The sequence below is a fragment of the Streptomyces sp. NBC_01476 genome, from assembly GCF_036227265.1.
Lineage (GTDB): Bacteria > Actinomycetota > Actinomycetes > Streptomycetales > Streptomycetaceae > Actinacidiphila.
In genome coordinates, this window is sequence record NZ_CP109446.1 from 1863354 (window position 1) to 1888890 (window position 25537).

Genomic DNA, 25537 nt, shown 5'->3' on the forward strand with positions numbered 1-25537 from the left:
GGCTGGGTTAACGCTTGTTGACAAGTGTCGAAGTGTGCGGGGCTCCGCTCCGATGAGCGTTCCGGTCACCCTCGGTGGCCGGGTGTGCGGCTTACCGGGCCGCCGCGCACGAGCCGGCCGACGGGGCTGTTGCCGCAGGGGCCGCGTGGGCCAGAATCTACGCGCGTCATGACGACTTCCGTCCCAACACCCTCCATGGGAGACCAGATGCCCCTCAACCGCAGGGACTTCATCAACCGCTCCGCCGCCACCGGCGCGGGCGTCGCGCTGGCCGGCGCGGCCGGTGCGGTGGCGGCGGAACCCGCCGAAGCCGCCGACCGCCACCGCGGGCACGGCCACGGACACCCGCCGAAGACCTTCAGCCTGCGGGTCCTGGGCACCACCGACCTGCACGGTCACGCGCTGAACTGGGACTACTTCACCAACGCCGAGTACGACGACGCCACCCACAACGACGTCGGCCTCGCCAAGGTCGCCACCCTCGTCGCCCAGGCCCGGCACGAGAAGGGCCACGACCGCACCCTGCTGATCGACGCCGGCGACATCATCCAGGGCACCCAGCTCTCCTACTACTACGCCCGCGTCGAGCCGATCACCGGCGCCCACCGCGGCCCCCGCCACCCCATGGCGCTGGCCATGAACGAGATGAAGTACGACGCCGCCGCGCTGGGCAACCACGAGTTCAACTACGGCATCCCGCTGCTGCGCGCCTTCCAGGACCAGTGCGACTTCCCGCTGCTGGCGGCCAACGCGGTGGACGCCACAACGCTCAAGCCCGCGTTCCCGCCCTACCTCGTCAAGGAGCTCCGCGTGGCGGGCGGCCCGCCGGTGAAGGTCGGCATCCTGGGCCTGACCAACCCGGGCATCGCGGTGTGGGACAAGGCCAATGTGCAGGGCAGGATGGCGTTCCCCGGCCTGGTCGAGCAGGCGAAGATCTACGTGCCCAAGCTCCGTTCGCTCGGCTGCGACGTGGTGATCTGTACCGACCACTCCGGCCTGGACGGCGGCACCTCCTACGGCGACGCGGTGCCCTACCCGGAGAACGCCTCCTCGCTGGTGGCCGCCCAGGTCCCCGGCATCGACGCGATCCTGGTCGGCCACACCCATGTGGAGCGGCCGCAGACGCTGGTCACCAACGAGGCGACCGGGAAGACGGTGGTGCTCTCCGAGCCGCTGATGTGGGGGATGCGGCTGAGCGTCTTCGACATCGACCTGGAGCTGGACCGGGGCCGCTGGCACGTCACCTCGGTCACCGCGGAGGTCCGCAACGCCAACAGCGTCGCCGAGGACCCGGCGGTGGCCCGGCTGGTGCGCGCCGAGCACCAGAAGGTGGTCGACTACGTCAACCAGGTGGTCGGCACCTGCGCCGAGGCGATGTCGGCGGCCGAGTCGACGTACAAGGACACCGCGATCGTCGACTTCATCAACGTGGTGCAGTCCGACACCGTGAAGGCGGCGCTCGCGGGCACCGCGTACGCCGCGCTGCCGGTGCTCTCCGAGGCGTCGCCGTTCTCCCGCACCGCCGCCATCCCGGCCGGGCAGGTGTCGCTGCGGGACGTGGCCGGCCTCTACGTCTACGAGAACACCCTGGACGCCAAGATCCTCACCGGCGCCCAGGTGAAGGACTACCTGGAGTGGTCCGCGGCCTACTTCGTCCAGACCGCGCCGGACGCCCCGGTCGACATCACGAAGATCACCAACGCCAACAACACCCCCGACTACAGCTATGACGTGCTCAGCGGGGTGTCCTACGACATCGACATCGCGCAGCCGGTGGGCTCCCGGATCGTGAACCTGACGGCCGGCGGCGCGCCCGTCGACCCGGCGGCGCAGTTCGTGCTTGCGGTGAACAACTACCGTTCCAGCGGCGGCAGCAACTACCCGCATGTCGCCGCCGCGCAGTCGGTGTGGTCCAACTCCGACGAGATCCGCAACACGATCATCGCCTGGGTGCAGGCGCACGGCACCATCGACCCGGCGACCTTCGGCGGCGACGAATGGCGGCTCACCCGCGCCGGAGTGCCGCTGTTCGGGTAGGCACGTCGCTGGCGGCGGTGCCGTCCAGGCCGAAGGTGGTGAAGGCGGTCCTGGCGGGCAGCGGGTAGTGCTCCTCACCGGTCAGCAGACCGGTGAGGTCGTTGAGCACCACCGCGGACCGCCAGGCCGCCAGGCCCAGGTCGGGGGCGCCGACGCCATGGCTGTGCCGGTCGGCGTTCTGTACGTAGACCCGCCCGGTGACGGACCGGTCGAGTTCGAGCCGGTGCCGGGCGTCGACCCTCGGCCGGTCGGCCGCGTCCCGCTTCAGATACGGGTCCAGCTGGCTGAGCAGCCGGTCCAGGGACCGCTCCCGGTAGCCGGTGGCGAGCACCACGGCGCTGGTGATCAGCCGGGTACGGGTGCCCTGGTCGGTGTGTTCCAGGTGGAGTTCGATGCTCTGGGTGCCGATCCGGCCGGCGGTGCGGACGGTGACGCCGGGGGTGAGCACGGCATCCGGCCAGCCGCCGTCCAGGGTGCGGCGGTACAGCTCGTCGTGGATCGCGGTGATGGTCTCGGTGTCGATGCCCTTGTGCAGCTGCCACTGCCGGGGCACGAGTGCGTCGCGGACCCGCTCGGGCAGGCCGTGGAAGTAGCGGGCGTAGTCGGGGGTGAAGTGCTCCAGGCCGAGCCGGCTGTACTCCATGGGTGCGAAGGCGGGGGTGCGGGCCAGCCAGGTCAGCCGCTCCCGGCCGGCCGGGCGGGCCCGCAGCAGGTCGAGGAAGACCTCGGCGCCGGACTGCCCCGAGCCGATGACGGTGATGTGGTCGGCGGCCAGCAGCCGTTCACGCTGGTCGAGGTAGTGCGCGGAGTGCACCACCGGCACCGTCGGCGCCTCGGCCAGCGGGCGCAGCGGCTCGGGCACATAGGGTTCGGTGCCGATGCCGACCACCAGGTGGCGGGCGTAGGTGCGGCCCAGCGCCTCGGCCTCGCCGCGCGCGTCGAGTTGGGTGTGGTCGACCTCGAAGTGGGACTTGCTCGCGTTCCACCGCACCGAGTCGACCTGCTGCCCGAAGTGGATGCTCGGCAGCGCCTCGGCGACCCAGCGGCAGTAGGCGTCGTACTCGGCGCGATGCACATGGAAGCGCTCGGCGAAGTAGAAGGGGAAGAGGCGCTCGCGGGTCTTGAGCCAGCTGAGGAACGACCAGCGGCTGCCCGGGTCAGCGAGGGTCACCAGGTCGGCGAGGAAGGGCACTTGCAGCGTGGTGCCGTCGATGAGCAGCCCCGGGTGCCAGTGGAAGGCGGGCCGCTGGTCGTAGAAGGCCGCGGTGAGGTCCCCGATGCCGTCGGCGAGCGCGGCCACGGACAGGTTGAACGGCCCGACGCCGATGCCGAGCAGGTCGTAGGGCAGCTCCGCCCCCGGCTCCGGCAGGGCCGGCTCCACCGGTTCGGGCGCGGCGGCGGGCACGGCGGCCGGTGGGGGTGCGAACGCCGGCGCCGGGGGCACGGGCACCAGCGGAACGGGCGTCACCGGAACGGCCGCGGGTGCGGTCACCGCGGTCACAGCGGTCACCGGCGCCGCGGTCACCGGCGCCGCGGCGCGCAGCGGATCGGGGGGCGAGGCGGGCAGAGGGGGCGTGGGGGCGTTCATCGGTCGTTGCCGCCTTCCGTTGTGAACTGCAGGAGCGCGTCGAGGTCTTCCGGCCGCAGATACGGGTTGAGCAGGGTCGCCTTGAGCCACAGCCGGCCGCCGGCCCTGGCCCGGCCGAGCACTGCCCGGCCGTCGTAGAGCAGGCGCCTGCGCAGCTCGGCGACCTGCTCGTCGTCGGCGCCCCGGGGGCGGAACAGCACCGTGCTGATGGTGGGCTGCCCGTACAGTTCGAGGCCCGGGTGCCGGTCGACCTTCGCGGCCAGCGCCACCGCGTGGTCGCACACCGCGTCCACCAGCGCCGCCATGCCCTCCCGGCCGACCGCGCGCAGGGTGACGGCGACCTTGAGGATGTCGGGGCGGCGGGTGGTGCGCAGCGAACGGCCGAGCAGGTCGGGCAGGCCGGCCTCGGTGTCGTCGGCGGCGTTCAGATACTCGGCCCGGTGCCCCAGCGGGCGCAGCGCGGCGCTGTCGGGTACGGCCAGCAGCCCGGCGGCGACCGGCTGCCAGCCGAGCTTGTGCAGGTCGAGGGTGACGGACACGGCGGACTGCAGGCCGTCGAGCTTGCCCGCCTCCCGTTCGCTGAAGAGCAGCGGGCCGCCGTAGGCGGCGTCCACGTGGAGTTCGGCGCGGTGCCGGGCGGCAGCCGCGGCGATCTGGGGCAGCGGGTCGATCGCCCCGGTGTCGGTGCTGCCCGCGGTGGCCACCACCAGGGCGCGTACCGGGAGTTCGTCCAGGGCGGTGTCCACCGCCGCCGGGTCGAGGACGCCGGCGGGGGTGTCCAGCACCACCGGCCGCGGCAGGCCGAGCAGCCAGGCCGCGCGCTGCACGCTGTGGTGGGTGCCGGCGCCGCAGACCACCTGGACCCGGGGTCCGCCGGAGGCGCGCTCCCTGGCCAGCAGCAGCGCCAGCTGGTTGGACTCGGTGCCGCCGGTGGTCACCAGGGCGTCGGGCGCCGGCAGGTCGGGGAAGACCAGGCCGGCCAGTGCCCTGGTGACGCGGGTCTCCAGCTCACCGGCGGCGGGGGCCTGGTCCCAGGAGTCGAGTGACGGGTTGAGCGCGGACACCGCCAGGTCGGCGGCCACCGCGACGGCCAGCGGCGGGCAGTGCAGGTGGGCCGCGCAGTACGGCTCGGCCGGGTCGGTCGCGCCCTCGGCGAGCAGCCGCACCAGGGTGTGCAGGGCTTCGCGTTCGCCGCGCCCGTCGCGGGGCACCGCGTCACCCACCGCCTCCGCGACGGCGGCGGCCACCGCCCCCGGTCCCCCGGCCGGCGCCGCCCCGCCGCGCTTGCGCGCTCCCTCGCCCAGCGCGGTGAGCACGGCGTCCACCAGCGGCCGCAGCTCCTCCGCCCCGTGGCGTCCTCCGGCAAGAGCGGGCATCGGCATCTGGGCGGTCCTCACCGGTCGGCGTATCGCTGGTTCGCCCTGCTCAACGACGATTGCGCCGAATGGGTACGTACCGGTCGCACACCGCCCGTACCGGCCCATGGGGACGGGCCGGGCGCGGGGTGCGGGCCCGGCCCGTGTGTTGACGGCGCGTCAGCCGCCGGCGGAGGGTCAGCCGCCGAAGGCCGCCCGGACCCGCAGGGTCCGCTCCAGCTCGTCGAGCCGGTCCACCAGCGAGCGGTGCAGCGCCGGGGTGAGGTCGGGGTCGCCGAGCGCCGCGCGCCCCGCGGCGAGGGTGCCGGCGTCCACCGCGGTGGCGGGGAAGGCGTACCGGCCCGCGGCCTCGGCGATGGCGGGACCGCGGCGGGCGGCCACCGCGGCGGCGTCCGCCCAGAAGCGGGGCACGAACCCGGCGACCAGTTCGGCCTGTTCGGGGTGCCAGAAGCCCTGGGCGGTCGCCGCGAAGAGGTAGTTGGAGAGCGAGTCGCCGGTGTAGAGGGACTCCCAGGCGGCGGCCTTGGCGGCGGGGTCGGGCAGCGCGGCCCGGCAGCGGGCGGCGCCCTCCAGGCCCTTGGCGCTGGGGTCGCGGGCGACTTCGGCGTCGATGTCGGCCGGCCCGGCGGCGCCGAGGACGGCCAGGCGCAGCAGCAGCCGCCAGCGCAGGTCGGGGTCGAGCGCGGCCCCGTCGGGGATGGCCCCGTCGGTGTACCAGCGGCGCAGCCGCTCCGCGTCGTCGGGGGTGATGGCGGCGTCGACGAGGCTGCGGGTGGCCGGTAGCCGGATCTCCTCGGAGCCGCCGGCGAGCAGCGCGCGGCTGGTGGCGGCGAGCGAGGTGAGGGCCTCGGTCCGCAGGGCGGGGGCCAGGAAGCGGTCGACGACGATGTTGCGGGCGAAGGTGAGCACGTTCTCGACCACGAACGGGTCGGTCTCCGCGGCCAGCTGGCGGGCGACCAGGGTGAGGAAGTCGGCGGGCGCGGTGCGCGCGTCACGGACCTGGTCGCGGGCGGCCCGCCAGATCACCGCGCGGCTGAGCGGGTCGGGCAGGGAGCCCAGCGCCTGCGTGACGGCTTCCCAGGAGTGCTCGTCGAAACGGACCTTGGTGTACGACAGGTCACCGTCGTTGAGCAGGATCACGTCCGGCCGCGGACCTGCCAGGTCGCGTTTGCCGACGGCGGCGGTCGCGGTGAGGTCGAAGGGGATCCGGTCGCGCAGCACGAGCCGCCGCGGGTCGACGGTGGCCCGGTCGTAGAGCCCGACGTCCACCCGGTGCGGGCGGGTGCCGCTGTGGGTGACTTCGAGCCGCCAGCCACCGGGGGCGGGGGACGCGGCCGGGGTGAGGGTGTCGATGCCGGAGGTGCGCAGCCAGGCGTCGGCCCAGGCCGGGACGTCGCGTTCGGTGGCGCCGGCCAGCGAGTCGATGAAGTCGGCGAGGGTGGCGTTGCCGAAGCGGTGCCGGGCGAAGTGTTCGTTGATTCCGGCCAGGAAGTCCTTGCGGCCGAGCCAGGTCACCAGCTGCCGCAGCGCGGAGGCGCCCTTGGCGTACGAGATGCCGTCGAAGTTGGTGAGCGCGGACGCGGTGTCGGGGACGGCGGCGGGGTCGGGCGCGACCGGGTGGGTGGAGGGGCGCTGGTCGGCGTCGGTGCCCCAGGGCTTGCGGGAGGAGGCGAAGTCGGTCCAGGTGCCGGTGAACCGGGTCACCTCGGAGACCACCTGGTAGCCCATGTACTCGGCGAAGGACTCGTTCAGCCAGATGTCGTCCCACCAGCGCAGCGTCACCAGGTCGCCGAACCACATGTGGGCCATCTCGTGCGCGATGACCACCGCACGGAACGTCGCTTCCTTGGGGGTGACAGCGGAGTTGGTGACGAAGGTGTCGCGGAAGGTGACCAGGCCCGGGTTCTCCATCGCGCCGGCGTTGAACTCGGGGACGAACGCCTGGTCGTAGGAGTCGAACGGGTAGGGCTCGTCGAAGATCTCGTGGTAGTGGTCGAAACAGCGGCGGGTGAGGTCGAAGAGGTCCTCCGCCTCCCGGTCCAGGGCGTCGGCGAGCGAGCGGCGGCAGTGCAGGCCGAACGGCAGGCCCGCGTGCTCGGTGTGCACCGAGTGGTACGGCCCGGCGGCCACCGCGAGGAAGTACGTGGCCAGCGGCGGGGTGGTGGCCAGCCGCCAGCGGCCGGGCGCGGTACGGGTCGCGATGCCGTTGCCGAGCACCGTCCACTCCTCGGGGGCGGTCACCTCGACGTCGAAGACGGCCTTCAGGTCCGGCTGGTCGAAGGCGGCGGCGACGCGCTGCACGTCGTCCATGAAGAGCTGGGTGTAGACGTACGCCTCGCCGTCGGCCGGGTCGGTGAAGCGGTGCATGCCCTCACCGGTGTGCGAGTAGCCCATGTCGGCCTCGACCCGCAGTTCGTGCTCCCCCGCGGCCAGTCCGGTCAGCGGCAGCCGGTTGTCGTCCAGCAGCGCGGGGTCGAGTACCGCGCCGTCCAGGGTGATCCGGTGCAGTGCGGCCGGCTTCAGCTCGGCGAAGGTGTCGCAGTCCTGCCGGGCGGTGAACCGGATCACGGTGGTCGACCCGAAGATCTCCTCTCCCCTGGTGAGGTCGAGGTCGATCGCGTAGTGCTGGACGGTCAGGTCGTGGGCGCGGGTTTCCGCCTCGGCGCGGGTGAGAGCAGGCATGTTGTTCATGCTGCCCCACGACACCGGTCCGCGGATACAACTTTCCGGTCGGAAAGCGGATCTTCGCGGACAGCGGAGTGCAGGTGGGGGGCTGCTTCGATCGGTCGCGCGGGGGCGGACCGGCCGGTACGGCGACAACGGTTCGGCGGGACGCGTACGCTCGATGACCACGGGGAGGTGTCCATGGCCGAGCCTGCTGAGCCTGCCGGGTCCGGTACGCCGACCGCCACGGGCGGGCCGATCGTGCACGGTTTTCCGCATCTGGAGACGGTCAGGGCGGCGCTGACCGCGCTGTACCGGCGGCTGTCGGCGGACGGGGTGGCGCGGTTCGCGGCGAGCGTCCGTCCGGAGCTGGTGGACTTCCCCGACGACGAGGACCTCTATCTGGGCGCGCAGCGGGTGGCGCGGGTGATGGTGCAGCACTTCCGGCTGCCGGACGCCCGGATGGTGGTGGGTTTCCGGGACATGGTGCACGCGGGCAATGTGGAGCTGGCGGCAGGTCCTGAGTACTTCATCGAACTGCACGCGCGGTTCAGGACCGACCGGCGCGATGTGGGGGCGGCGCTGGCGCACGAGGTGATGCATGTCTATCTGCACCGGCTCGGCCTGGAGTTTCCCGGCACCCGGGACAACGAGATCCTCACCGACACGGTGACCGCGTATCTCGGGGCGGGGTGGCTGCTGCTGGACGCGTACCGCGAGGAGGCGGCGATCCGCGGCGAGCGGCTGATGATGTCGGCGTACAAGCTGGGGTATCTCACGCCCGAGGAGTTCGGGTACGTGCTGGCGAAGCGGGCGGTGGCCTTCGGCGACGACCCCGAGCCGTGGTTCAGGTCGGCGCAGGCGCGGGACGCCTACCGGGCGGGGCTGGCGCGGGCGCAGCAGGATCTGCGCCGGCCGCCGCTCGCCGCGGCGGGGTGGGCGGCGCGGCGGCGCTACGCCCGGGACCGCCGGGCGGGTGCCTCCGGCGCGGACTATTCGTTCGAGCGCGCCCCGGCGGGCCTGCGGGTGTCCTTCCCGTGCCCGACCTGTTTCCAGCGGATCCGGGTGCCGTGCCGGGGGCGGGTGCGCGCGCGGTGCGCTTTGTGCAGGACCGAGTTCGGGGTCGACACCTGACGGTCCCCTGCCCGGGGGGCGCGTGGCGCACGGGCTGCCCGGGCCGGGGAAGGGAACAGCGCCCGCCTCCTTGGTCGGGGAGTGGCGGGCGCTGGGTGTTGCGGCGTTCCGCACGCCTTTGTGCGGGACATCTGGGGGTCAGACGGTCAGCGGGCGGTCCGTCGGACGGATCGGGGCGGGCAGCGCGGAGGGCAGACCCACCAGGTAGGTGTCGACGGCCTTGGCCGCGCTGCGGCCCTCGGCGATCGCCCAGACGATGAGCGACTGACCGCGGCCGGCGTCCCCGGCGACGAAGACACCGTCGACGTTGGTGGCGAAGGACGCGTCGCGGGCGATGTTGCCGCGGGCGTCCAGCTCCAGGCCGAGCTGGTCGATCATGCCGTTGGACTGGTCGGTGCCGGTGAAGCCCATCGCGAGGGTGACCAGGTCGGCGGGGATGATCCGCTCGGTGCCCTCCTGCGGGACGAACCTGCCGTCCTCGAAGACCACCTCGACCAGGTGCAGTTCCCGCACGTGCCCGTTCTCGTCGCCGGTGAAGCGGACGGTGTTGACCGCGTACACCCGCTCGCCGCCCTCCTCGTGCGCGGAGGTGACCTTGTAGACCATCGGCATCGTCGGCCACGGCTGGCGGGCCGGCCGGTCGTCGGACGGGCGGGGCATGATCTCCAGCTGGGTGACGGACAGCGCGCCCTGGCGGTGGGCGGTGCCGACGCAGTCCGCGCCGGTGTCGCCGCCGCCGATGACCACCACGTGCTTGCCCTCGGCGGTGACCGGCGGCGCCACGAAGTCGCCTTCCTGCACCTTGTTGGAGAGCGGCAGGTACTCCATCGCCTGGTACACACCGGTGAGGTCGCGGCCCTCGACCGGCAGGTCCCGCCAGGTGGTGGCGCCGGCCGCGATGACGATCGCGTCGTACCGCTTGGCGAGCTTCGCCGCGTCCAGGTCGGTGCCGATCTGCACACCGGTACGGAACTTGGTGCCCTCCGCGCGCATCTGCTCGATACGCCGGTTGACGTGCCGCTTCTCCATCTTGAACTCGGGGATGCCGTAGCGCAGCAGTCCGCCGATCCGGTCGGCGCGCTCGTAGACCGCGACGGTGTGGCCGGCCCGGGTGAGCTGCTGGGCGGCGGCCAGGCCCGCGGGGCCGGAGCCGATGACCGCGACGGTCTTGCCGGAGAGCCGCTCGGGCGGCTGCGGGCGCACGTCACCGTTGTCCCACGCCTGGTCGATGATGCTGACCTCGACGTTCTTGATGGTCACCGGCGGCTGGTTGATGCCGAGCACGCACGCGGACTCGCAGGGCGCCGGGCAGAGCCGCCCGGTGAACTCCGGGAAGTTGTTGGTGGCGTGCAGCCGCTCGCTGGCGGCGGTCCAGTCCTTGCGGTAGGCGTAGTCGTTCCACTCGGGGATGAGGTTCCCGAGCGGACAGCCGTTGTGGCAGAAGGGGATGCCGCAGTCCATGCAGCGGCCGGCCTGGTCGCTGATGATCGGCAGCAGGCCGCCGGGAACGTAGACCTCGTTCCAGTCCTGCCTGCGCTCCTCCACCGGGCGGGTCGGGTTGTTCTCACGCGGGGTGGTGAGGAAGCCCTTGGGGTCAGCCATTTGCCGCCTCCATCATCTTCGCGGTGGTCTCGGACTCCGAGAGTCCGGCCTGCTCGGCGGCGTTCTTGGCGGCGAGCACTGCCTTGTAGTCCCTCGGCATGACCTTGCCGAAGCGGGTGAGGGCGGCGCCCCAGTCGGCGAGCAGCCGCTCGGCGACGGTGGAACCGGTCTCCTCCAGGTGGCGGCGCACCACATCGTGCAGCCACGTGATGTCGTCGGCGGCCAGCGGCTCGATCGCGACCATGCCGGGGTTGACGGCCGCCGGGTCCAGGTCGAGGACGTAGGCGATGCCGCCGGACATGCCGGCCGCGAAGTTCCGCCCGGTGGAGCCGAGCACCAGGGCCCGGCCACCGGTCATGTACTCGCAGCCGTGGTCGCCGACGCCTTCGGCGACCACGGTGGCGCCGGAGTTGCGGACGCAGAAGCGCTCGCCGGTACGGCCGCGCAGGAAGAGTTCGCCGCCGGTGGCGCCGTAGGCGATGGTGTTGCCGGCGATGGTGGAACCCTCGGCGAGGTGGTCGGCGCCGCGGTCCGGGCGGACGATGACCCGGCCGCCGGACAGGCCCTTGCCGACGTAGTCGTTGGCGTCGCCTTCGAGCCGCAGGGTGATGCCGCTGGGCAGGAAGGCGCCGAAGGACTGGCCGGCCGAGCCGGTGAAGGTGATGTCGATGGTGCCTTCGGGCAGGCCGGCGCCACCGTACTTCTTGGTCACCTCGTGGCCGAGCATGGTGCCGACGGTCCGGTTGACGTTGCGGATCGGCACCTGGGCGCGGACCGGGGCGCCGGTCTCCAGCGCCTCGGCGGCGAGCTGGATCAGCTCGTTGTCCAGTGCCCGGTCCAGGCCGTGGTCCTGGCCGGTGATGCGGTGCAGGGCCGCGCCTTCGGGCAGTTCCGGCACGTAGAGCAGCGGGGCGAGGTCCAGGCCCTGCGCCTTCCAGTGGTCGACCGCGCGGCCGGCGTCGATCAGCTCGGCGTGGCCGACGGCCTCCTCCAGGGTGCGGAAGCCCAGCTCGGCGAGGAGTTCGCGGACCTCCTCGGCGATGAACTCGAAGAAGTTCACCACGAACTCGGGCTTGCCGCTGAAGCGGTCGCGCAGCACCGGGTTCTGGGTGGCGACACCGACCGGGCAGGTGTCCAGGTGGCAGACCCGCATCATGATGCAGCCGGAGACCACCAGCGGAGCGGTGGCGAAGCCGAACTCCTCGGCGCCGAGCAGTGCGGCGATGACCACGTCCCGGCCGGTCTTGAGCTGGCCGTCGGTCTGCACCACGATCCGGTCCCGCAGCCCGTTGAGCAGCAGCGTCTGCTGGGTCTCGGCCAGGCCGAGCTCCCAGGGTCCGCCGGCGTGCTTGAGCGAGGTGAGCGGGGAGGCGCCGGTGCCGCCGTCGTGGCCGGAGATCAGCACCACGTCGGCGTGCGCCTTGGAGACGCCCGCGGCGACGGTGCCGACGCCGACCTCGGAGACCAGCTTGACGTGGACCCGCGCCTTGGGGTTGGCGTTCTTCAGGTCGTGGATCAGCTGGGCGAGGTCCTCGATGGAGTAGATGTCGTGGTGCGGCGGCGGCGAGATCAGGCCGACGCCGGCGGTGGAGTGCCGGGTGCCGGCGATCCACGGGTAGACCTTGTGGCCGGGCAGCTGGCCGCCCTCGCCGGGCTTGGCGCCCTGGGCCATCTTGATCTGGATGTCGTCGGCGTTGACCAGGTACTCGCTGGTGACGCCGAACCGGCCGGAGGCGACCTGCTTGATGGCGCTGCGCCGGGCCGGGTCGTAGAGCCGGTCCGGGTCCTCGCCGCCCTCGCCGGTGTTGGACTTGCCGCCGAGCTGGTTCATCGCGATGGCGAGCGTCTCGTGCGCCTCGCGGGAGATCGAGCCGTACGACATCGCGCCGGTGGAGAAGCGCTTGACAATCTCGCTGACCGGCTCGACCTCCTCGACCGGGATCGAGGGGCGGTCGTTCTTCAGCCCGAACAGGCCACGCAGCGTCATCAGCCGCTCGGACTGCTCGTTCACCCGGGAGGTGTACTGCTTGAAGATGTCGTAGCGCCGGGTGCGGGTGGCGTGCTGGAGCCGGAAGACGGTGTCCGGGTCGAAGAGGTGCGGTTCGCCCTCACGGCGCCACTGGTACTCGCCGCCGATCTCCAGCCGGCGGTGCGCGGCGGCGATCCCGGAGACGGGGTACGCCTTGGCGTGCCGGGCGGCGACCTCCTGGGCGATGACTCCTATGCCGGCGCCGCCGATCTTGGTGTCGGTGCCGTGGAAGTAGGTGTCCACGAATTCGGTGTCGAGGCCGACGGCCTCGAAGACCTGGGCGCCGCGGTAGGAGGCGACGGTGGAGATGCCCATCTTCGACATGACCTTCAGGACGCCCTTGCCGAGCGCCTTGATCAGGTTCTTGATCGCGGTCTCGGACTCCACCCCGGGCAGGAAGGTGCCGGCCCGCACCAGGTCCTCGACGGACTCCATGGCGAGGTAGGGGTTGACGGCGGCCGCGCCGTACCCGATCAGCAGAGCGACATGGTGCACCTCGCGGACGTCGCCGGCCTCGACGATCACGCCGACCTGGGTGCGCTGCTTGGTGCGGATCAGATGGTGGTGCACCGCGGAGGTGAGCAGCAGCGAGGGGATCGGGGCGTGCTCGGCGTCGGAGTGCCGGTCGGAGAGCACGATGACGCGGGCGCCGTCCTCTATGGCGGCGTCGGTCTCCGTACAGATCTCGGCGAGCCGGGCGGCCAGTGCCTCGCCGCCGCCGGCCACCCGGTAGAGGCCGGAGAGGGTCGCGGCCTTCATGCCGGGCATGTCGCCGTCGGCGTTGACGTGGATGAGCTTGGCCAGCTCGTCGTTGTCGATCACCGGGAAGGGCAGGGTGATGTTGCGACAGGACGCCGGGCTGGGCTCCAGCAGGTTCCCGGACGGGCCGATGGTGGAGATCAGCGAGGTGACGAGCTCCTCGCGGATGGCGTCCAGCGGCGGGTTGGTGACCTGCGCGAAGAGCTGGGTGAAGTAGTCGAAGAGCAGCCGGGGGCGTGCGGACAGGGCGGCGATCGGCGAGTCGGTGCCCATCGAGCCGATCGGCTCGGCGCCGGTCCTGGCCATCGGGGCGAGCAGCACCCGCAGTTCTTCCTCGGTGTAGCCGAAGGTCTGCTGGCGGCGGGTGACCGAGGCGTGGGTGTGCACGATGTGCTCGCGCTCGGGCAGCTCGGCGAGTTCGATCAGGCCGGCTTCGAGCCAGTCGCTGTACGGGTTCTGCGCGGCGATGCCGGCCTTGATCTCGTCGTCCTCGACGATGCGGTGCGAGACGGTGTCGACCAGGAACATCCGGCCGGGCTGCAGGCGGCCCTTGCGGACGATCTTCGCCGGGTCGATGTCGTGCAGCACGCCGGACTCGGAGGCGAGCACGACCAGGCCGTCGTCGGTGACCCAGTAGCGGCCGGGGCGCAGACCGTTGCGGTCGAGCACCGCGCCGACCACGGAGCCGTCGGTGAAGGTGACGCAGGCCGGGCCGTCCCAGGGCTCCATCAGGGTGGAGTGGTACTGGTAGAAGGCGCGCCGGGCCGGGTCCATGGAGGCGTGGTTCTCCCACGCCTCGGGGATCATCATCAGCACGCTGTGCGGCAGGGACCGGCCGCCGAGGTGCAGCAGCTCCAGCACCTCGTCGAAGGAGGCGGTGTCGGAGGCGCCGGGCGTGCAGACCGGGAAGATCCGCTCCAGGTCACCGCCGAAGAGCTCACTGCTCAGCTGCGACTCGCGGGCCCGCATCCAGTTGCGGTTGCCCTTGACGGTGTTGATCTCGCCGTTGTGCGCGACGAAGCGGTACGGGTGGGCCAGCGGCCAGCTCGGGAAGGTGTTGGTGGAGAAGCGGGAGTGGACCAGCGCGATGGCGGTGGCGAACCGCTCGTCGGACAGGTCGGGGAAGAACGGCTCCAGCTGGCCGGTGGTGAGCATGCCCTTGTAGACGATGGTCCGCGCGGACAGCGAAGGGAAGTAGACCTCGGCCTCGCGTTCGGCGCGCTTGCGCAGCACGAAGGCGGGCCGGTCGAGGTCGATGCCGGAGCGCTCGCCGGCCGCGTCGGCGACGAAGAGCTGCGAGAAGTACGGCATGGTGGAGCGGGAGGTGGAGCCGAGCAGGTCGGGGTCGACCGGGACCTCGCGCCAGCCGAGGACGGTCAGGCCCTCTTCGCCGGCGATCCGCTCGATGGCGTCCACGGCCTTGGCGCGGTCGTCGGGCTCGACCGGCAGGAAGGCGAGGCCGACCGCGTACCGCCCGGCGGCCGGCAGGTCGAAGGCCGTAGTGGCTTGCAGGAAGGCGTCCGGGACCTGGAGCAGGATGCCCGCGCCGTCGCCCGAGTCGGGCTCGGCACCGGTGGCACCGCGGTGCTCCAGGTTGCGCAGGACGGTGAGCGCCCGGTCGACGAGCGCGTGGCTCGCCTCACCGGTGAGGGTGGCCACGAAGCCGACACCACAGGCGTCGTGCTCGTTGCGGGGGTCGTACATCCCCTGCGGGGCGGGGCGCCCGTCCATGAACGCGGAACGCGAACGCATGGCTCTCCCGTCGTCGTCTTTGGCTGATATGCATCGCCTGTCATAGGCATGCGCAACAGGGACGACGTTGGCCCTCTGCGATTTCGTGCAGGTTACATGATGACCGAGTGTTCGAGAAGCGGATAACTGATTCCAGCATGTGGACATACCGGAGATCCTGGGGGTCATTTCAGGCCAGCATGCATGAGGGGGTTGCGATGGTTCCTGAGGCGCGGCCTGGCAGCTCTGCCGACGCGTTACCGAGTGATGCCCCGTGTGGGGGTATCCGAAACGAGCGGGAAACACGAGGCTTCGATCACGCCCCGGATCACCTCGGTCAGCCGACGGCAGTACCGATCAGGGCTCCCAGTACGAAGGTAACCCCGCCGGCCGCCGCACCCAAGGCCAGCTGCCGCAGTCCGCCGTACCACCAGGAGCGGGCGGTGACCCGGGCCACCGCCGCACCGCAGCCGAAGAGGCCGGCCAGCGCCAGCACCGCGGCGGGCCACAGGGTGCCGGCGCCCAGCAGATACGGCAGCAGCGGCAGCAGCGCGCCCAGCGCGAACGACACGAAGGAGGAGGCCGCGGCCACCACCGGGGAGGGCAGGTCGGCCGGGTCGACGCCGAGCTCCTCGCGGGCGTGGATCTCCAGCGCCTGCTCGGGGTCGGCGGACAGCTGCCGCGCCACCTCGTGCGCGAGCTCCGGCTCCACCCCGCGCGAGACATAGAGCGCGGCCAGCTCCCGCAGCTCGTCCTCGGGGTGCCGGTGCAGTTCGGTCCGCTCGACCGCGAGCTCGGCCTCCACCAGCTCCCGCTGGGAGGCCACCGAGGTGTACTCGCCGGCCGCCATCGAGAAGGCACCGGCCGCCAGCCCGGCCAGCCCCGTCACGACGACGGTACGGGTCGACACGTCACCGCCGGCCACGCCGGTCATCAGGGCGAAGTTCGACACCAGGCCGTCCATCGCGCCGAACACGGCGGGCCGCAGCCAGCCGCCGCTCACATCACGGTGGACGTGGTGGGGCACGTGGTACGGGATCGCCGCCGCGGATGTGGCTGTGGTTGCGTCGACCGCGGTGGACATGTGGCACCCCTCCCCCGGACAGCACGTTGCCGTCCGCTCCAGTGGAACGGTTCGACCGTACGCGCGAATTCCTGCCCCCGCCAGCAAGGAAAGGCTGCCCTGACCTGCAAGAACGCCCCTCCGAAGAGGGGCGTTCCGTGGGCTCAGACGCTCTTGGAGGCGCCTTCGGGTTCGTCCGCGGGTTCGTCCGCGGGCCCGGCCCCCGCAGGGGCGGCCGACGCGGCAGGTTCCGTCGCGGCCGGGGGTTCGTCCGGGTCGGGCGGAGGTGTGGCGCTGCCGTCCCCGGCATCGTCCGGGACAGCGTCCGGTGCGGTGACGGGGGCGCCGGCCGGTGCGGTCAGCACTGCCGGGTCCGGCTCCACGGTCTCCTCGCGGCCGGGGTGGCGGCGGGCGGAGAGGACGAAGTAGAGGACCGCCCCGGCGAAGACGACGATCGCCGTCCAGTCGTTCAGCCGCAGACCCAGGATGTGGTGGGCGTCGTCCACCCGCATGTACTCGATCCAGAACCGGCCCACCGTGTACGAGGCGACGTACAGCGCGAAGGCACGGCCGTGGCCGAGCCGGAAGCGGCGGTCCGCCCAGAGCACGAGCAGCGCGACGCCGACGCACCACAGGGACTCGTACAGGAAGGTCGGGTGGTACGTGACGACGTCCGGTGTCGCGTCCGGCCGGTGTGCGGGGTCGATCTTGAGCGCCCACGGGAGGTCGGTGGGCCGCCCGTACAGCTCCTGGTTGAACCAGTTCCCCCAGCGCCCGATCGCCTGCGCGAAGGCGATCCCCGGGGCGATGGCGTCCGCGTGCGCGGGCAGTGCGATGCCCCGGCGGCGGCAGCCGATCCACGCGCCGAGCGCGCCGAAGGCGATGGCGCCCCAGATGCCGAGGCCGCCCTGCCAGATCTTGAAGGCGTCGACCCAGTCCTTGCCGCTGGTGAAGTACAGCTCGTAGTCGGTGATGACGTGGTAAAGCCGGCCGCCGACCAGGCCGAACGGCACCGCCCAGACGGCGATGTCCGCCACCGTCCCCGCTTTGCCGCCGCGGGCGATCCAGCGCCTGCCGCCGAGCCATACGGCCACGAAGACGCCGATGATGATGCAGAACGCGTAGCCGCGCAGCGGGATCGGTCCGAGGTGGACGACACCCTGCGAGGGGCTGGGAATGAATGCGAGGTCCATGGCAAGGACCGACGCTACCCTGCCGGGCGGGTGTATCGGCAACCCGCCCGGCCACGTATGGATAACTTCCGTCACTGTCAGCAGGTGCCACGAAAGGCCCCGCAGAGCCGTGTGAGGCACGCTGACGTGCCCTGAGGTGCGCTGAGGCGCTCTGAGCTGCTCTGAGCTGCTCCGAGGTGCTCTGAGCTGCTCTGAGGTGCCGCAACGCTTCAGGAGGCGTCAGGAAGGGGTGGCGGTGACCTTCCCCGGCTGCTTGCCCTTGTTCGCCTGCTTCACCATCTGCTTCAGCGAGTCCGGGGTGAGTGCCGCGCTCTGGCTGCCGTAGATGTTCTTGCCGTTGAGCAGCACGGTGGGGGTGGAGTTGAAGCCCGAGGAGTTGAACGCCTGGTCGGACTTCTTCACCCAGCTGTTGTGGGTGCCGTTGTTCACGCAGGCGGTGAAGGCGGGCGTCTTGAGACCCTGGACCTGGCCGGCCAGGTCCAGCAGGGTGTTCTTGTCGGCGAACTTGTCGTCCTGCTCGTCGGGCTGGTTGCTGTACAGGACGTCGTGATAGGCGCGGAACTTCCCCTGGTCCTGGGCGCACGCGGCGGCGTTCGCGGCGGTCAGCGAGCCGGAGCCGCCGAGGTTGCCGTCAATGAGCGTGACCAGGTGGTACTCGGTACGCAGCTGCCCGTCGTTCTCCAGGCTGTGGATCGTCGGCGTGAAGGCCTTCTCGAAGGCGTCGCAGGCCGGGCAGCGGAAGTCCTCGTAGATCGTCAGCGTGGAGGGCGCGTCGGCGGCGCCGACCGGGATCACCAGGCCGTCCTTGCCGGTGGCCCCCTTGGGCGTGCTCACCGCGCCCGCCGAGTCGGTATCGCCCGAGCTGCCGCCGCTGTCGTTGTCGGCGACCACCACGCCGATGACGGCGCCGATGACGAGCACGCCGGCCACCGCGCCCGCGACGACCAGGGTCCGCTTCCGTCTGGCCTGGTTCTTCTCCTTCGCCCGCTGTTCCTGGAGCGCCTCGCGGGCGCTGCGCTTCCTGTCACGGTTCTTCTCGCTCACGCCTCTGGCAACGGTGCGGGGAGTCGCTGGGCGTCTGCCCGCACCGTTTTTCGCCCTGTGGGGTGACAAGAATCCGTCCCCGGAGTGACGCCGTGCGACCGGGGACGGATTCGTGGTGGAGGAGCGCGGTCCGTGGTGGAGGAGCGGGGGCGGGAGCGTCAGCCGCGCTTGCGGACGCCCTCGGCGAGTTCGGCGGCCAGCGCCCGTACCGCGGCGACACCGGCGGCCAGGTCGTCGCCGTGGTCGAGCAGCCGCTTGACGAAGGCCGAGCCGACGATCACACCGTCGGCGAAGCCGGCCACCTCGGCGGCCTGCGCCGCGTTGGAGACGCCCAGGCCCACGCAGACCGGCAGTTCGGTGGTGGCGCGGGTCCGCCGCACCAGGTCGGCGGCCTGCGCGCCGACGCTGGTACGGGTGCCGGTGACGCCCATCAGCGAGGCCGCGTAGACGAATCCGGAGCCGGCCGCGGTGATCCTGGCCAGCCGCTCGTCGCGGCTGGAGGGGGCGACGACGAAGACGGTGGCCAGCCCGTGCTGCTCGGCCGCCTTCCGCCACAGCTCGGACTCCTCGACCGGCAGGTCGGGCAGGATGCAGCCCGCGCCGCCCGCCTCGGCGAGCTCGGCGGCGAAGCGCTCAGGACCGTAGCGGTCCACCGGGTTCCAGTACGTCATCACCAGGACCGGCTTGCCGGACGCGGCGTGCCCCTCGCGCACGGTGCGCAGCACGTCCACGATCCGCACGCCGTTCTTGAAGGCGATGTCGTCGGCGGTCTGGATCACCGGGCCGTCGAGCACCGGGTCGCTGTGCGGCAGGCCGACCTCGACGATGTCGGCGCCGCCCTCGAAGGCCGCCCGGACGGCTTCCACGCCGCCGTCGATGGTCGGGAAGCCGGCCGGCAGATAGGCGATGAGCGCGGCCCGGCCCTCGGCCCTGGCAGCGGCAAGGCTCTGGTCGAGCAGTTGGATGTTCCCGGTCATTCCGACGCCACCTCGTGCTCCTCGTCGACGTCGCCCGTCGGTTCGTACAGCCCGAAGTAGCGGGCCGCGGTGTCCATGTCCTTGTCGCCACGGCCGGAGAGGTTGACCAGGACCAGGCCCTCGGGGCCCAGGTCACGGCCGATCTCCAGCGCGCCGGCCAGGGCGTGGGCGCTCTCGATGGCGGGGATGATGCCCTCGGTGCGCGACAGCAGCCGCAGGGCCTGCATCGCCGCGTCGTCGGTGATCGCGCGGTACTCGGCGCGGCCGGAGTCCTTGAGGTAGGAGTGCTCCGGGCCCACACCGGGGTAGTCCAGGCCGGCCGAGATGGAGTACGGCTCGGTGATCTGGCCCTCGTCGTCCTGCAGGACGTAGGAGCGGGAGCCGTGCAGGATGCCGGGCTCGCCCTGCGTGAGGGTCGCGGCGTGCTCGCCGGTCCCGATGCCGTGGCCGGCCGGCTCGCAGCCGACCAGCCGCACGCCGGTGTCGGGCAGGAAGGCGTGGAAGAGCCCCATGGCGTTGGAGCCGCCGCCGACGCACGCCACCGCGGCGTCGGGCAGCCGCCCGGTGCGCTCCAGCAGCTGGCGGCGGGCTTCCACGCCGATCACCCGGTGGAAGTCGCGGACCAGCGCGGGGAAGGGGTGCGGGCCCGCCACGGTGCCGAAGAGGTAGTGGGTGTGGTCGACGTTGGCCACCCAGTCGCGGAACGCCTCGTTGATGGCGTCCTTGAGGGTGCGGCTGCCGGACTTCACCGCGATGACCTCGGCGCCGAGCATCCGCATCCGGGCGACGTTGAGGGCCTGCCGCTCGGTGTCGATCTCACCCATGTAGATGGTGCAGTCGAGGCCGAACAGGGCGCAGGCGGTGGCGGTGGCGACGCCGTGCTGGCCGGCGCCGGTCTCGGCGATGACCCTGGTCTTGCCCATCCGGCGGGTGAGCAGGGTCTGGCCGAGCACGTTGTTGATCTTGTGCGAGCCGGTGTGGTTGAGGTCCTCACGCTTGAGGAACACCCGGGCGCCGCCGGCCTGCTCGGCGAAGCGGGGCACCTCGGTGAGGGCGCTGGGGCGGCCGGCGTAGTTGACCATCAGGTCGTTGAGCTCGGCGGCGAACGCGGGGTCCGCCTTGGCCTTCTCGTACTCGACGGCGACCTCGTCCACGGCGGCGACCAGCGCCTCGGGGATGAACTTGCCGCCGAAGGCGCCGAAGTAGCCCGCGGAGGTCGGGATCACGCCGTCCGGGTCGGGGAAGAAGAAATCGGGTTTCTCTGACATGGGGTGGTGCCTTTGCCCTTGGCAGGTGGGTGGGAGGGGACGGGGAGGGCACGGCGGGGCGTACGGCGTCGGCTCTCGCCTTGTACGTACGCTGCCGGCCGGTGGTCGCGGGTCAGCCGCGCCGCCATCGCCTGCCGTTCACCTGGCCGGGCTCGCACCCGATCACGTACCGCACCCGCCGCCCGAGCACCCGGCGCGCCGGCGCGCGGCAGCCGCGGGGGCGGCAGCCGGGGGCGAGGCGGGAGGAGATGGGCATGGGCGTGATTCTACGGGCCCCTGCGGGGTGGCCGCACCAGCCCTCCCCGGGGTGCCCCACCCCGTCCCCCTCGCGCAGTTCCCCGCGCCCCTGAGGGGGTGCCCCCTCCGGACGGTTGGCATGCTGCCGCCGGGTCGTGGCTCGTCGCGCAGTTCCCCGCGCCCCTGAGGGGGTGCCCCCTCCGGACGGTTGGCATGCTGCCGCCGGGTCGTGGCTCGTCGCGCAGTTCCCCGCGCCCCTGAGGGGGTGCCCCCTCCGGACGGTTGGCATGCTGCCGCCGGGTCATGGCTCGTCGCGCAGTTCCCCGCGCCCCTGGGGGGGTGCCCCTTCGGGCGGGTTTGCAGACTGCCGCCGGGTCATGGCTCGTCGCGCAGTTCCTCGCGCCCCTGGGGGGGTGCCCTTTCCCGGGACGGTGTCCACTAGGGGCGCGGGGAACTGCGCGGCCTGCCGAGACGGCGCGGAGGGCCCCCGCGGGGGTCGGGGCACGGCGGGGGGAAGGCAGGAGGAAGAGGTGGGGTGCTTCGGGGCCGGGGTAGAAGCTAGTCGCGGCTGTTGCGGAGGGCGGGGTGGGCGCCGGCTGCTACGAGGTCGGCGACGGCCGTGCGGGGGTCCTTGCCGGTGACGAGGGACTCCCCCACCAGGACCGCGTCCGCGCCGTCATGCGCGTAGGCGATGAGATCGTGGGGCCCGCGGACCCCGGACTCCGCGACCTTGACGATACGGTCCGGAATCTCCGGCGCGACCCGCGCGAACGTACCGCGGTCGACCTCCAGCGTCTTGAGGTTGCGCGCGTTGACGCCGATGACCCGCGCCCCCGCGTCCACCGCCCGCTCGACCTCTTCCTCGTCGTGCACCTCGACCAGCGGGGTGAGCCCGATCGACTCCGCCCGCTCGATCAGCGAGACCAGCGCCGGCTGGTCCAGGGCCGCGACGATCAGCAGCGCGAGATCCGCACCGTACGCCCGGGCCTCCCAGAGCTGGTACGCGGTGACGATGAAGTCCTTGCGGAGCACCGGGATGTCGACCTTGGCCCGTACCGCCTCAAGGTCGGCGAGCGACCCGCCGAACCGGCGCTGCTCGGTGAGCACGCTGATCGCGGCCGCCCCGCCCGCCTCGTAGTCGGCGGCGAGCCCCGCGGGGTCGGCGATCGCCGCGAGCGCCCCCTTGGACGGACTGGACCGCTTGACCTCGCAGATCACCGTGACGCCTTCGCCGCGCAGCGCGGCCACCCCGTCCTTGGCGTCCCGGGCGCGGGCCGCCCGTTCCTTGAGGTCGTCCAGGCTGACCCGGGTCTGCCGCTCGGCGAGGTCGGCTCGGACTCCGTCGATGATCTCGTCGAGCACACTCACGCGAGAACTCCCCTTCCGGCCGGGCCGAGCAGCGAAATGATCAAGCCAGCGGCGGAACCCGCCGGCACTCCCGATGGTATCGGCCGGTGGCCGAAGTGCCCGCATCCGGTCGATCGCGGTCCCACCACCTGGACATACGTCCCTGCGTAGCCGTCCGGGGACGGCCCGGATTCACGGTGCGAGCGCCGCCCCGAAGGGCAGATTCCGGACAACGGTGAAGACGACAAGCAGCGCGACCAGCGCGTGGCGGTGCACCGGCCGCAGCGCCGGCGCGAAGGGCCGGCCGCGCACCGCCCGGCAGAACCAGACCGCCCAGCCGGCCGCGAAGAGCAGGTATCCGGCCACCGCGAGCGCGTTACAGCCCAGTGCGGTGATGACGTCGCCGTGGGCGAAGGCGTACGCGCTGCGCAGACCGCCGCAGCCGGGGCAGTCCAGGCCGGTGAAGTACCGCAAGGGGCAGAGCGGGTAGTGCCCCGGGGCGTTCGGGTCGACCGCGGCGACGTAGCCGAAGGCGCCGACGACGCCGCCGAGCAGGGCGAGCGGCGCGGCGGTACGGCGCAGGGCGCCACGGTACGCACAGGGCGCGGTCCGGTCCGCGGCGGCGGTCACGGCCTCGGGGGGCGGGGTCACACCGCTGATTCTGCCCGCGGACGCGCGAAGGCGCAGCGCGCGGACGGCGGGGTCCTGCGGCTGCGCCCTGGGTTGCGTCAGCGGGTGGCGGTCAGGCGTTCGCGGGGGTGCGGGGCTCGTGCTGCTGGGCCGCGGCGTCCTCGCGGGCGGCCTTGATGTACGGCTCTTCCTTGGAGCCGAAGCCCATCAGCTTCATCACGCCGCCCACGAGGGGGCCGAGCAGGATGACGCCCATGCTCACCCAGAAGGGGACCGGCTCCGCGGCGACCATGAAACCGCCCGCGGCGCAGAAACCGACGAAGGAGATGATCACGCCGGTCCAGGCGGCAGGCGTGTGTCCGTGGTCGTGCGTGGCCGCCATGAGTGCTCCCTGATGCTCTCGGTCTGTCGTAGGAGACGGCTTCCGCCGCCTGCTTCGTCCTCCATTGTTGCGCGTGCGCCGGGTGCCCCGCGCACTGGGGGTGGTCCGGCGGGGCGGGCCGGATGGCGTGGCGGGAGGGTCAGCGGGCGGCCGGCTCGGTGGGGTCCTCGCCGCGGTCGATGGCCTTCCACAGGTCCTCCGCGCGGTCCGGGTCCACCGGCACGGGGGCGGCGCGGCGCGGTCCTGCGGGGCCGGCGCCGCGGTCGTAGCGGCTGGACATGGCGGGCCAGGCGGGGCCGTAGCGCAGCGCGAGCGCTCCGGCGATCAGCAGCAGGAGGCCGCCGGCCACCGCGACCAGCGGCCAGGACGTGGTGGTGACGTGGGCGGCGGTGGCGTGGGTGAGGCCGGTGGCGCGGGCCGCGGCGGAGTTCACGGCGCCGTGGTCGCCGCGGCGGGCGACGGCGATCGCGATGACACCGGCGCCGCTGAGGGCGAGCAGCCCGGAGACCGCGTACCGGCCGATGCTGCGGACCGCGAAGACCGCGACCAGTGCGGCGAGTCCGACCAGGGCGAGGGCGCCGGGCAGGGCGGTGGTCTGGCTCCCGGTGGCGTGCACCGGCACCCCGCGACCGCCGAAGGCGGCGGTGCCGTGCGTCCATGCCTTGCTCATGCCGAAGAGCACGAGTGCCGAGCCGAGGGCGCCCACCGGCAGCGCGAGTGCCAGTGCCCGCATCGCCGTGCGCCGTGCGGCGGACCGCCCGTCCGTGGTGACGGCCGGCGCCGGCGTCCCGGCATCCGTGACCGCCGCTTCCCCGCCGGCCGGCTCCGCCGCGGTTGCGCCGGCGCCCTCGGGGGCCGTGCCCGGCTCGGCGAGGCGCTGCGCGGCGGGCTGCTCGGTCAGCGTGCGGGTGTCGGGGATATCGGGGATACCGGTCACCGCTCCATCATCGCCCCTGCGGGGACGGGGCCTTCCGGCGGGGCCGAAGGTAAAGCGGAGGTATAGATTCCGGTACCCCTCCTTGTTGTCGTGTGCTCGTCAGCATACGTTCGCTGGCGTCCCGTTCGTCACTCCACGTAGCAGGAGGATCACAGGTCCCACACGTCACCTTCACACTCTCCTCCTATCCCCCTTTTCTCTCCCCACTTCCCCCCACCTACAGGAGGCAGTTGTTTTGCGTTTCACCCTCTCCCCGGCAGCCCGCCGCAGCGGGCTCGCCCTCACCGCGGCGGCAGGACTCGCCCTCACCGGCCTGAGTCTGGCCCCCACCGCGGGCGCCCAGTCCACCCCCCACCGGCTCAGCACCGAGCGCTCCTGCGCGGTCAGCAGCACGCCCGGCTCGATGGCGTGTCTGGCCCTGAAGGTCACCGCGGGCGCCAACACCCTGGCGAAATCGACCGGTTCACGTGCCGCGGCCGCCCCCTCCGGCTACGGCCCGGCCGACCTGGCCAGTGCCTACAGCCTCCCCGCCGACGGCGGCGCGGGCGCGACCGTGGCCATCGTCGACGCCTACGACGACCCCAGCGCCGAGGCGGACCTGGCCACGTACCGCGCCAACTACGGCCTGCCCGAGTGCAGTACCGCCAACGGCTGCTTCCAGAAGGTCGGCCAGGACGGCAGCGCCTCCTCGCTGCCGGCACCCGACCAGGGCTGGGCGGAGGAGATATCCCTCGACCTGGACATGGTCAGCGCGGTCTGCCCGCAGTGCCACATCCTGCTGGTCGAGGCGTCCTCCTCGTCCATCGCCGACCTGGGCACCTCGGTGAACACCGCCGTCTCGCTGGGCGCGAAGTACGTGTCCAACAGCTACGGCGGCGGCGAGTCCTCCTCCGACCCCTCCTTCGACAGCCAGTACTTCGACCACCCGGGGGTGGCGATCACCGTCAGCGCGGGTGACGCCGGTTACGGCGTGGAGTACCCGGCGGCCTCGCAGTACGTCACCTCGATCGGCGGCACCTCGCTGACCCGGGCGGGCAGCGGCTGGAGCGAGTCGGCGTGGACCGGCAGCGGCTCCGGCTGCTCGGCGTACGACCCGAAGCCGGCCTGGCAGCAGGACTCCGAGTGCTCGGGACGGACCGTCTCCGACGTGTCCGCGGTCGCCGACCCGGCGACCGGCGTCGCGGTGTACGACACCTACGGCGGCGACCCGGGCTGGGAGGTCTTCGGCGGCACCAGCGTGGCCTCGCCGATCGTCGCCGCGGTCTACGCGCTGGCCGGCACGCCGTCCGGCGGCTCCTACCCGGCGTCCTTCCCGTACGCCCACCCGACCGCGCTCACCGATGTGACCAGCGGTTCGAACGGGTCCTGCGCGGGGTCGTACCTGTGCACCGGGGCGGCGGGGTACGACGGCCCGACCGGCCTCGGCAGCCCCGTCGGTGTGACGGCCTTCCAGGGCTGACCCGGAACCGGGCCCGGCCCCACCCGGGCCCGGAGCGTCCGCCCGGAACAGGGCGGGGCGGCCGTCGGTGGCCGCCCCGC

The 25537-nt window shown here is 72.5% G+C and carries 18 protein-coding genes; 3 read left to right on the forward strand and 15 right to left on the reverse strand.

The genetic code is table 11. The features are described from left to right. The first annotated feature begins 207 nt into the window (after positions 1–207). Positions 208–2037 carry a bifunctional metallophosphatase/5'-nucleotidase gene (locus tag OG552_RS08140; protein WP_329130733.1) on the forward strand — a complete coding sequence of 610 codons (1830 nt, stop codon included), beginning with the start codon at positions 208–210 and terminating at the stop codon, positions 2035–2037. Here OG552_RS08140 and OG552_RS08145 read toward each other — a convergent pair. From OG552_RS08145 to pepN, 3 genes are all read right to left on the reverse strand, one after another. Next, complete coding sequence (locus OG552_RS08145; protein ID WP_329130735.1) at positions 2006–3625, reverse strand: lysine N(6)-hydroxylase/L-ornithine N(5)-oxygenase family protein; 1620 nt, start codon at positions 3623–3625, stop codon at positions 2006–2008. The genes OG552_RS08140 and OG552_RS08145 overlap by 32 nt on opposite strands. Then, the gene (locus OG552_RS08150; protein ID WP_329130737.1) at positions 3622–5007 is read right to left on the reverse strand and encodes a pyridoxal phosphate-dependent decarboxylase family protein; all 1386 of its coding nucleotides are present in this window, start codon (positions 5005–5007) and stop codon (positions 3622–3624) included. The genes OG552_RS08145 and OG552_RS08150 overlap by 4 nt, the downstream gene beginning before the upstream one ends. 171 nt (positions 5008–5178) lie before the next feature. After that, a complete protein-coding gene (gene pepN, locus OG552_RS08155) occupies positions 5179–7683 on the reverse strand; it encodes an aminopeptidase N (RefSeq protein ID WP_329130740.1) in 2505 nt (834 codons plus the stop codon). Between the two features lie 183 nt (positions 7684–7866). Between pepN and OG552_RS08160 the strand changes: the two genes are divergently transcribed. Next, a complete protein-coding gene (locus tag OG552_RS08160; RefSeq protein ID WP_329130742.1) occupies positions 7867–8799 on the forward strand; it encodes a hypothetical protein in 933 nt (310 codons plus the stop codon). Between the two features lie 138 nt (positions 8800–8937). Here OG552_RS08160 and OG552_RS08165 read toward each other — a convergent pair whose 3' ends face one another. From OG552_RS08165 to OG552_RS08220, 12 genes are all read right to left on the reverse strand, one after another. Beyond that, positions 8938–10401: a glutamate synthase subunit beta gene (locus OG552_RS08165; RefSeq protein ID WP_329130744.1), complete on the reverse strand. Its 1464-nt coding sequence runs from the start codon at positions 10399–10401 to the stop codon at positions 8938–8940. Further along, positions 10394–14941, reverse strand: a complete 4548-nt coding sequence (gltB, locus tag OG552_RS08170) for a glutamate synthase large subunit (RefSeq protein WP_329130746.1) — start codon at positions 14939–14941, stop codon at positions 10394–10396. The genes OG552_RS08165 and gltB overlap by 8 nt, the downstream gene beginning before the upstream one ends. 316 nt (positions 14942–15257) lie before the next feature. After that, the gene (locus tag OG552_RS08175) at positions 15258–16004 is read right to left on the reverse strand and encodes a VIT1/CCC1 transporter family protein (protein ID WP_329130748.1); all 747 of its coding nucleotides are present in this window, start codon (positions 16002–16004) and stop codon (positions 15258–15260) included. Positions 16005–16147: 143 nt separating this feature from the next. Next, positions 16148–17176 carry a prolipoprotein diacylglyceryl transferase gene (gene lgt / locus OG552_RS08180; RefSeq protein ID WP_329130750.1) on the reverse strand — a complete coding sequence of 343 codons (1029 nt, stop codon included), beginning with the start codon at positions 17174–17176 and terminating at the stop codon, positions 16148–16150. Positions 17177–17395: 219 nt separating this feature from the next. After that, positions 17396–18220: a DsbA family protein gene (locus OG552_RS08185; protein ID WP_329130752.1), complete on the reverse strand. Its 825-nt coding sequence runs from the start codon at positions 18218–18220 to the stop codon at positions 17396–17398. A gap of 158 nt (positions 18221–18378) precedes the next feature. Further along, positions 18379–19197 carry a tryptophan synthase subunit alpha gene (trpA, locus tag OG552_RS08190; RefSeq protein WP_329130754.1) on the reverse strand — a complete coding sequence of 273 codons (819 nt, stop codon included), beginning with the start codon at positions 19195–19197 and terminating at the stop codon, positions 18379–18381. Next, positions 19194–20465, reverse strand: coding sequence for a tryptophan synthase subunit beta (gene trpB / locus OG552_RS08195; RefSeq protein WP_329130755.1), 1272 nt, complete (start codon positions 20463–20465; stop codon positions 19194–19196). The genes trpA and trpB overlap by 4 nt, the downstream gene beginning before the upstream one ends. Before the next feature lie 112 nt (positions 20466–20577). Further along, on the reverse strand, positions 20578–20721 hold the full coding sequence (trpM, locus tag OG552_RS08200; protein ID WP_329130757.1) for a tryptophan biosynthesis modulator TrpM: 144 nt from the start codon (positions 20719–20721) through the stop codon (positions 20578–20580). Positions 20722–21260: 539 nt separating this feature from the next. After that, positions 21261–22070, reverse strand: coding sequence for an indole-3-glycerol phosphate synthase TrpC (gene trpC, locus OG552_RS08205; protein WP_329130759.1), 810 nt, complete (start codon positions 22068–22070; stop codon positions 21261–21263). Positions 22071–22241: 171 nt separating this feature from the next. Further along, entirely contained in the window at positions 22242–22709 is a 468-nt protein-coding gene (locus OG552_RS08210) for a DUF2752 domain-containing protein (RefSeq protein ID WP_443071148.1), read from the reverse strand. An 82-nt stretch (positions 22710–22791) separates the two neighbouring features. Further along, the gene (locus OG552_RS08215; protein WP_329130761.1) at positions 22792–23061 is read right to left on the reverse strand and encodes an HGxxPAAW family protein; all 270 of its coding nucleotides are present in this window, start codon (positions 23059–23061) and stop codon (positions 22792–22794) included. A 139-nt stretch (positions 23062–23200) separates the two neighbouring features. Continuing rightward, on the reverse strand, positions 23201–23794 hold the full coding sequence (locus OG552_RS08220; RefSeq protein ID WP_329140655.1) for a TIGR02234 family membrane protein: 594 nt from the start codon (positions 23792–23794) through the stop codon (positions 23201–23203). Positions 23795–24233: 439 nt separating this feature from the next. On the opposite strand from OG552_RS08220, the gene OG552_RS08225 reads away from it, so the two are divergent. Beyond that, positions 24234–25457 carry a S53 family peptidase gene (locus OG552_RS08225; RefSeq protein WP_329130763.1) on the forward strand — a complete coding sequence of 408 codons (1224 nt, stop codon included), beginning with the start codon at positions 24234–24236 and terminating at the stop codon, positions 25455–25457. Positions 25458–25537 lie beyond the last annotated feature (80 nt).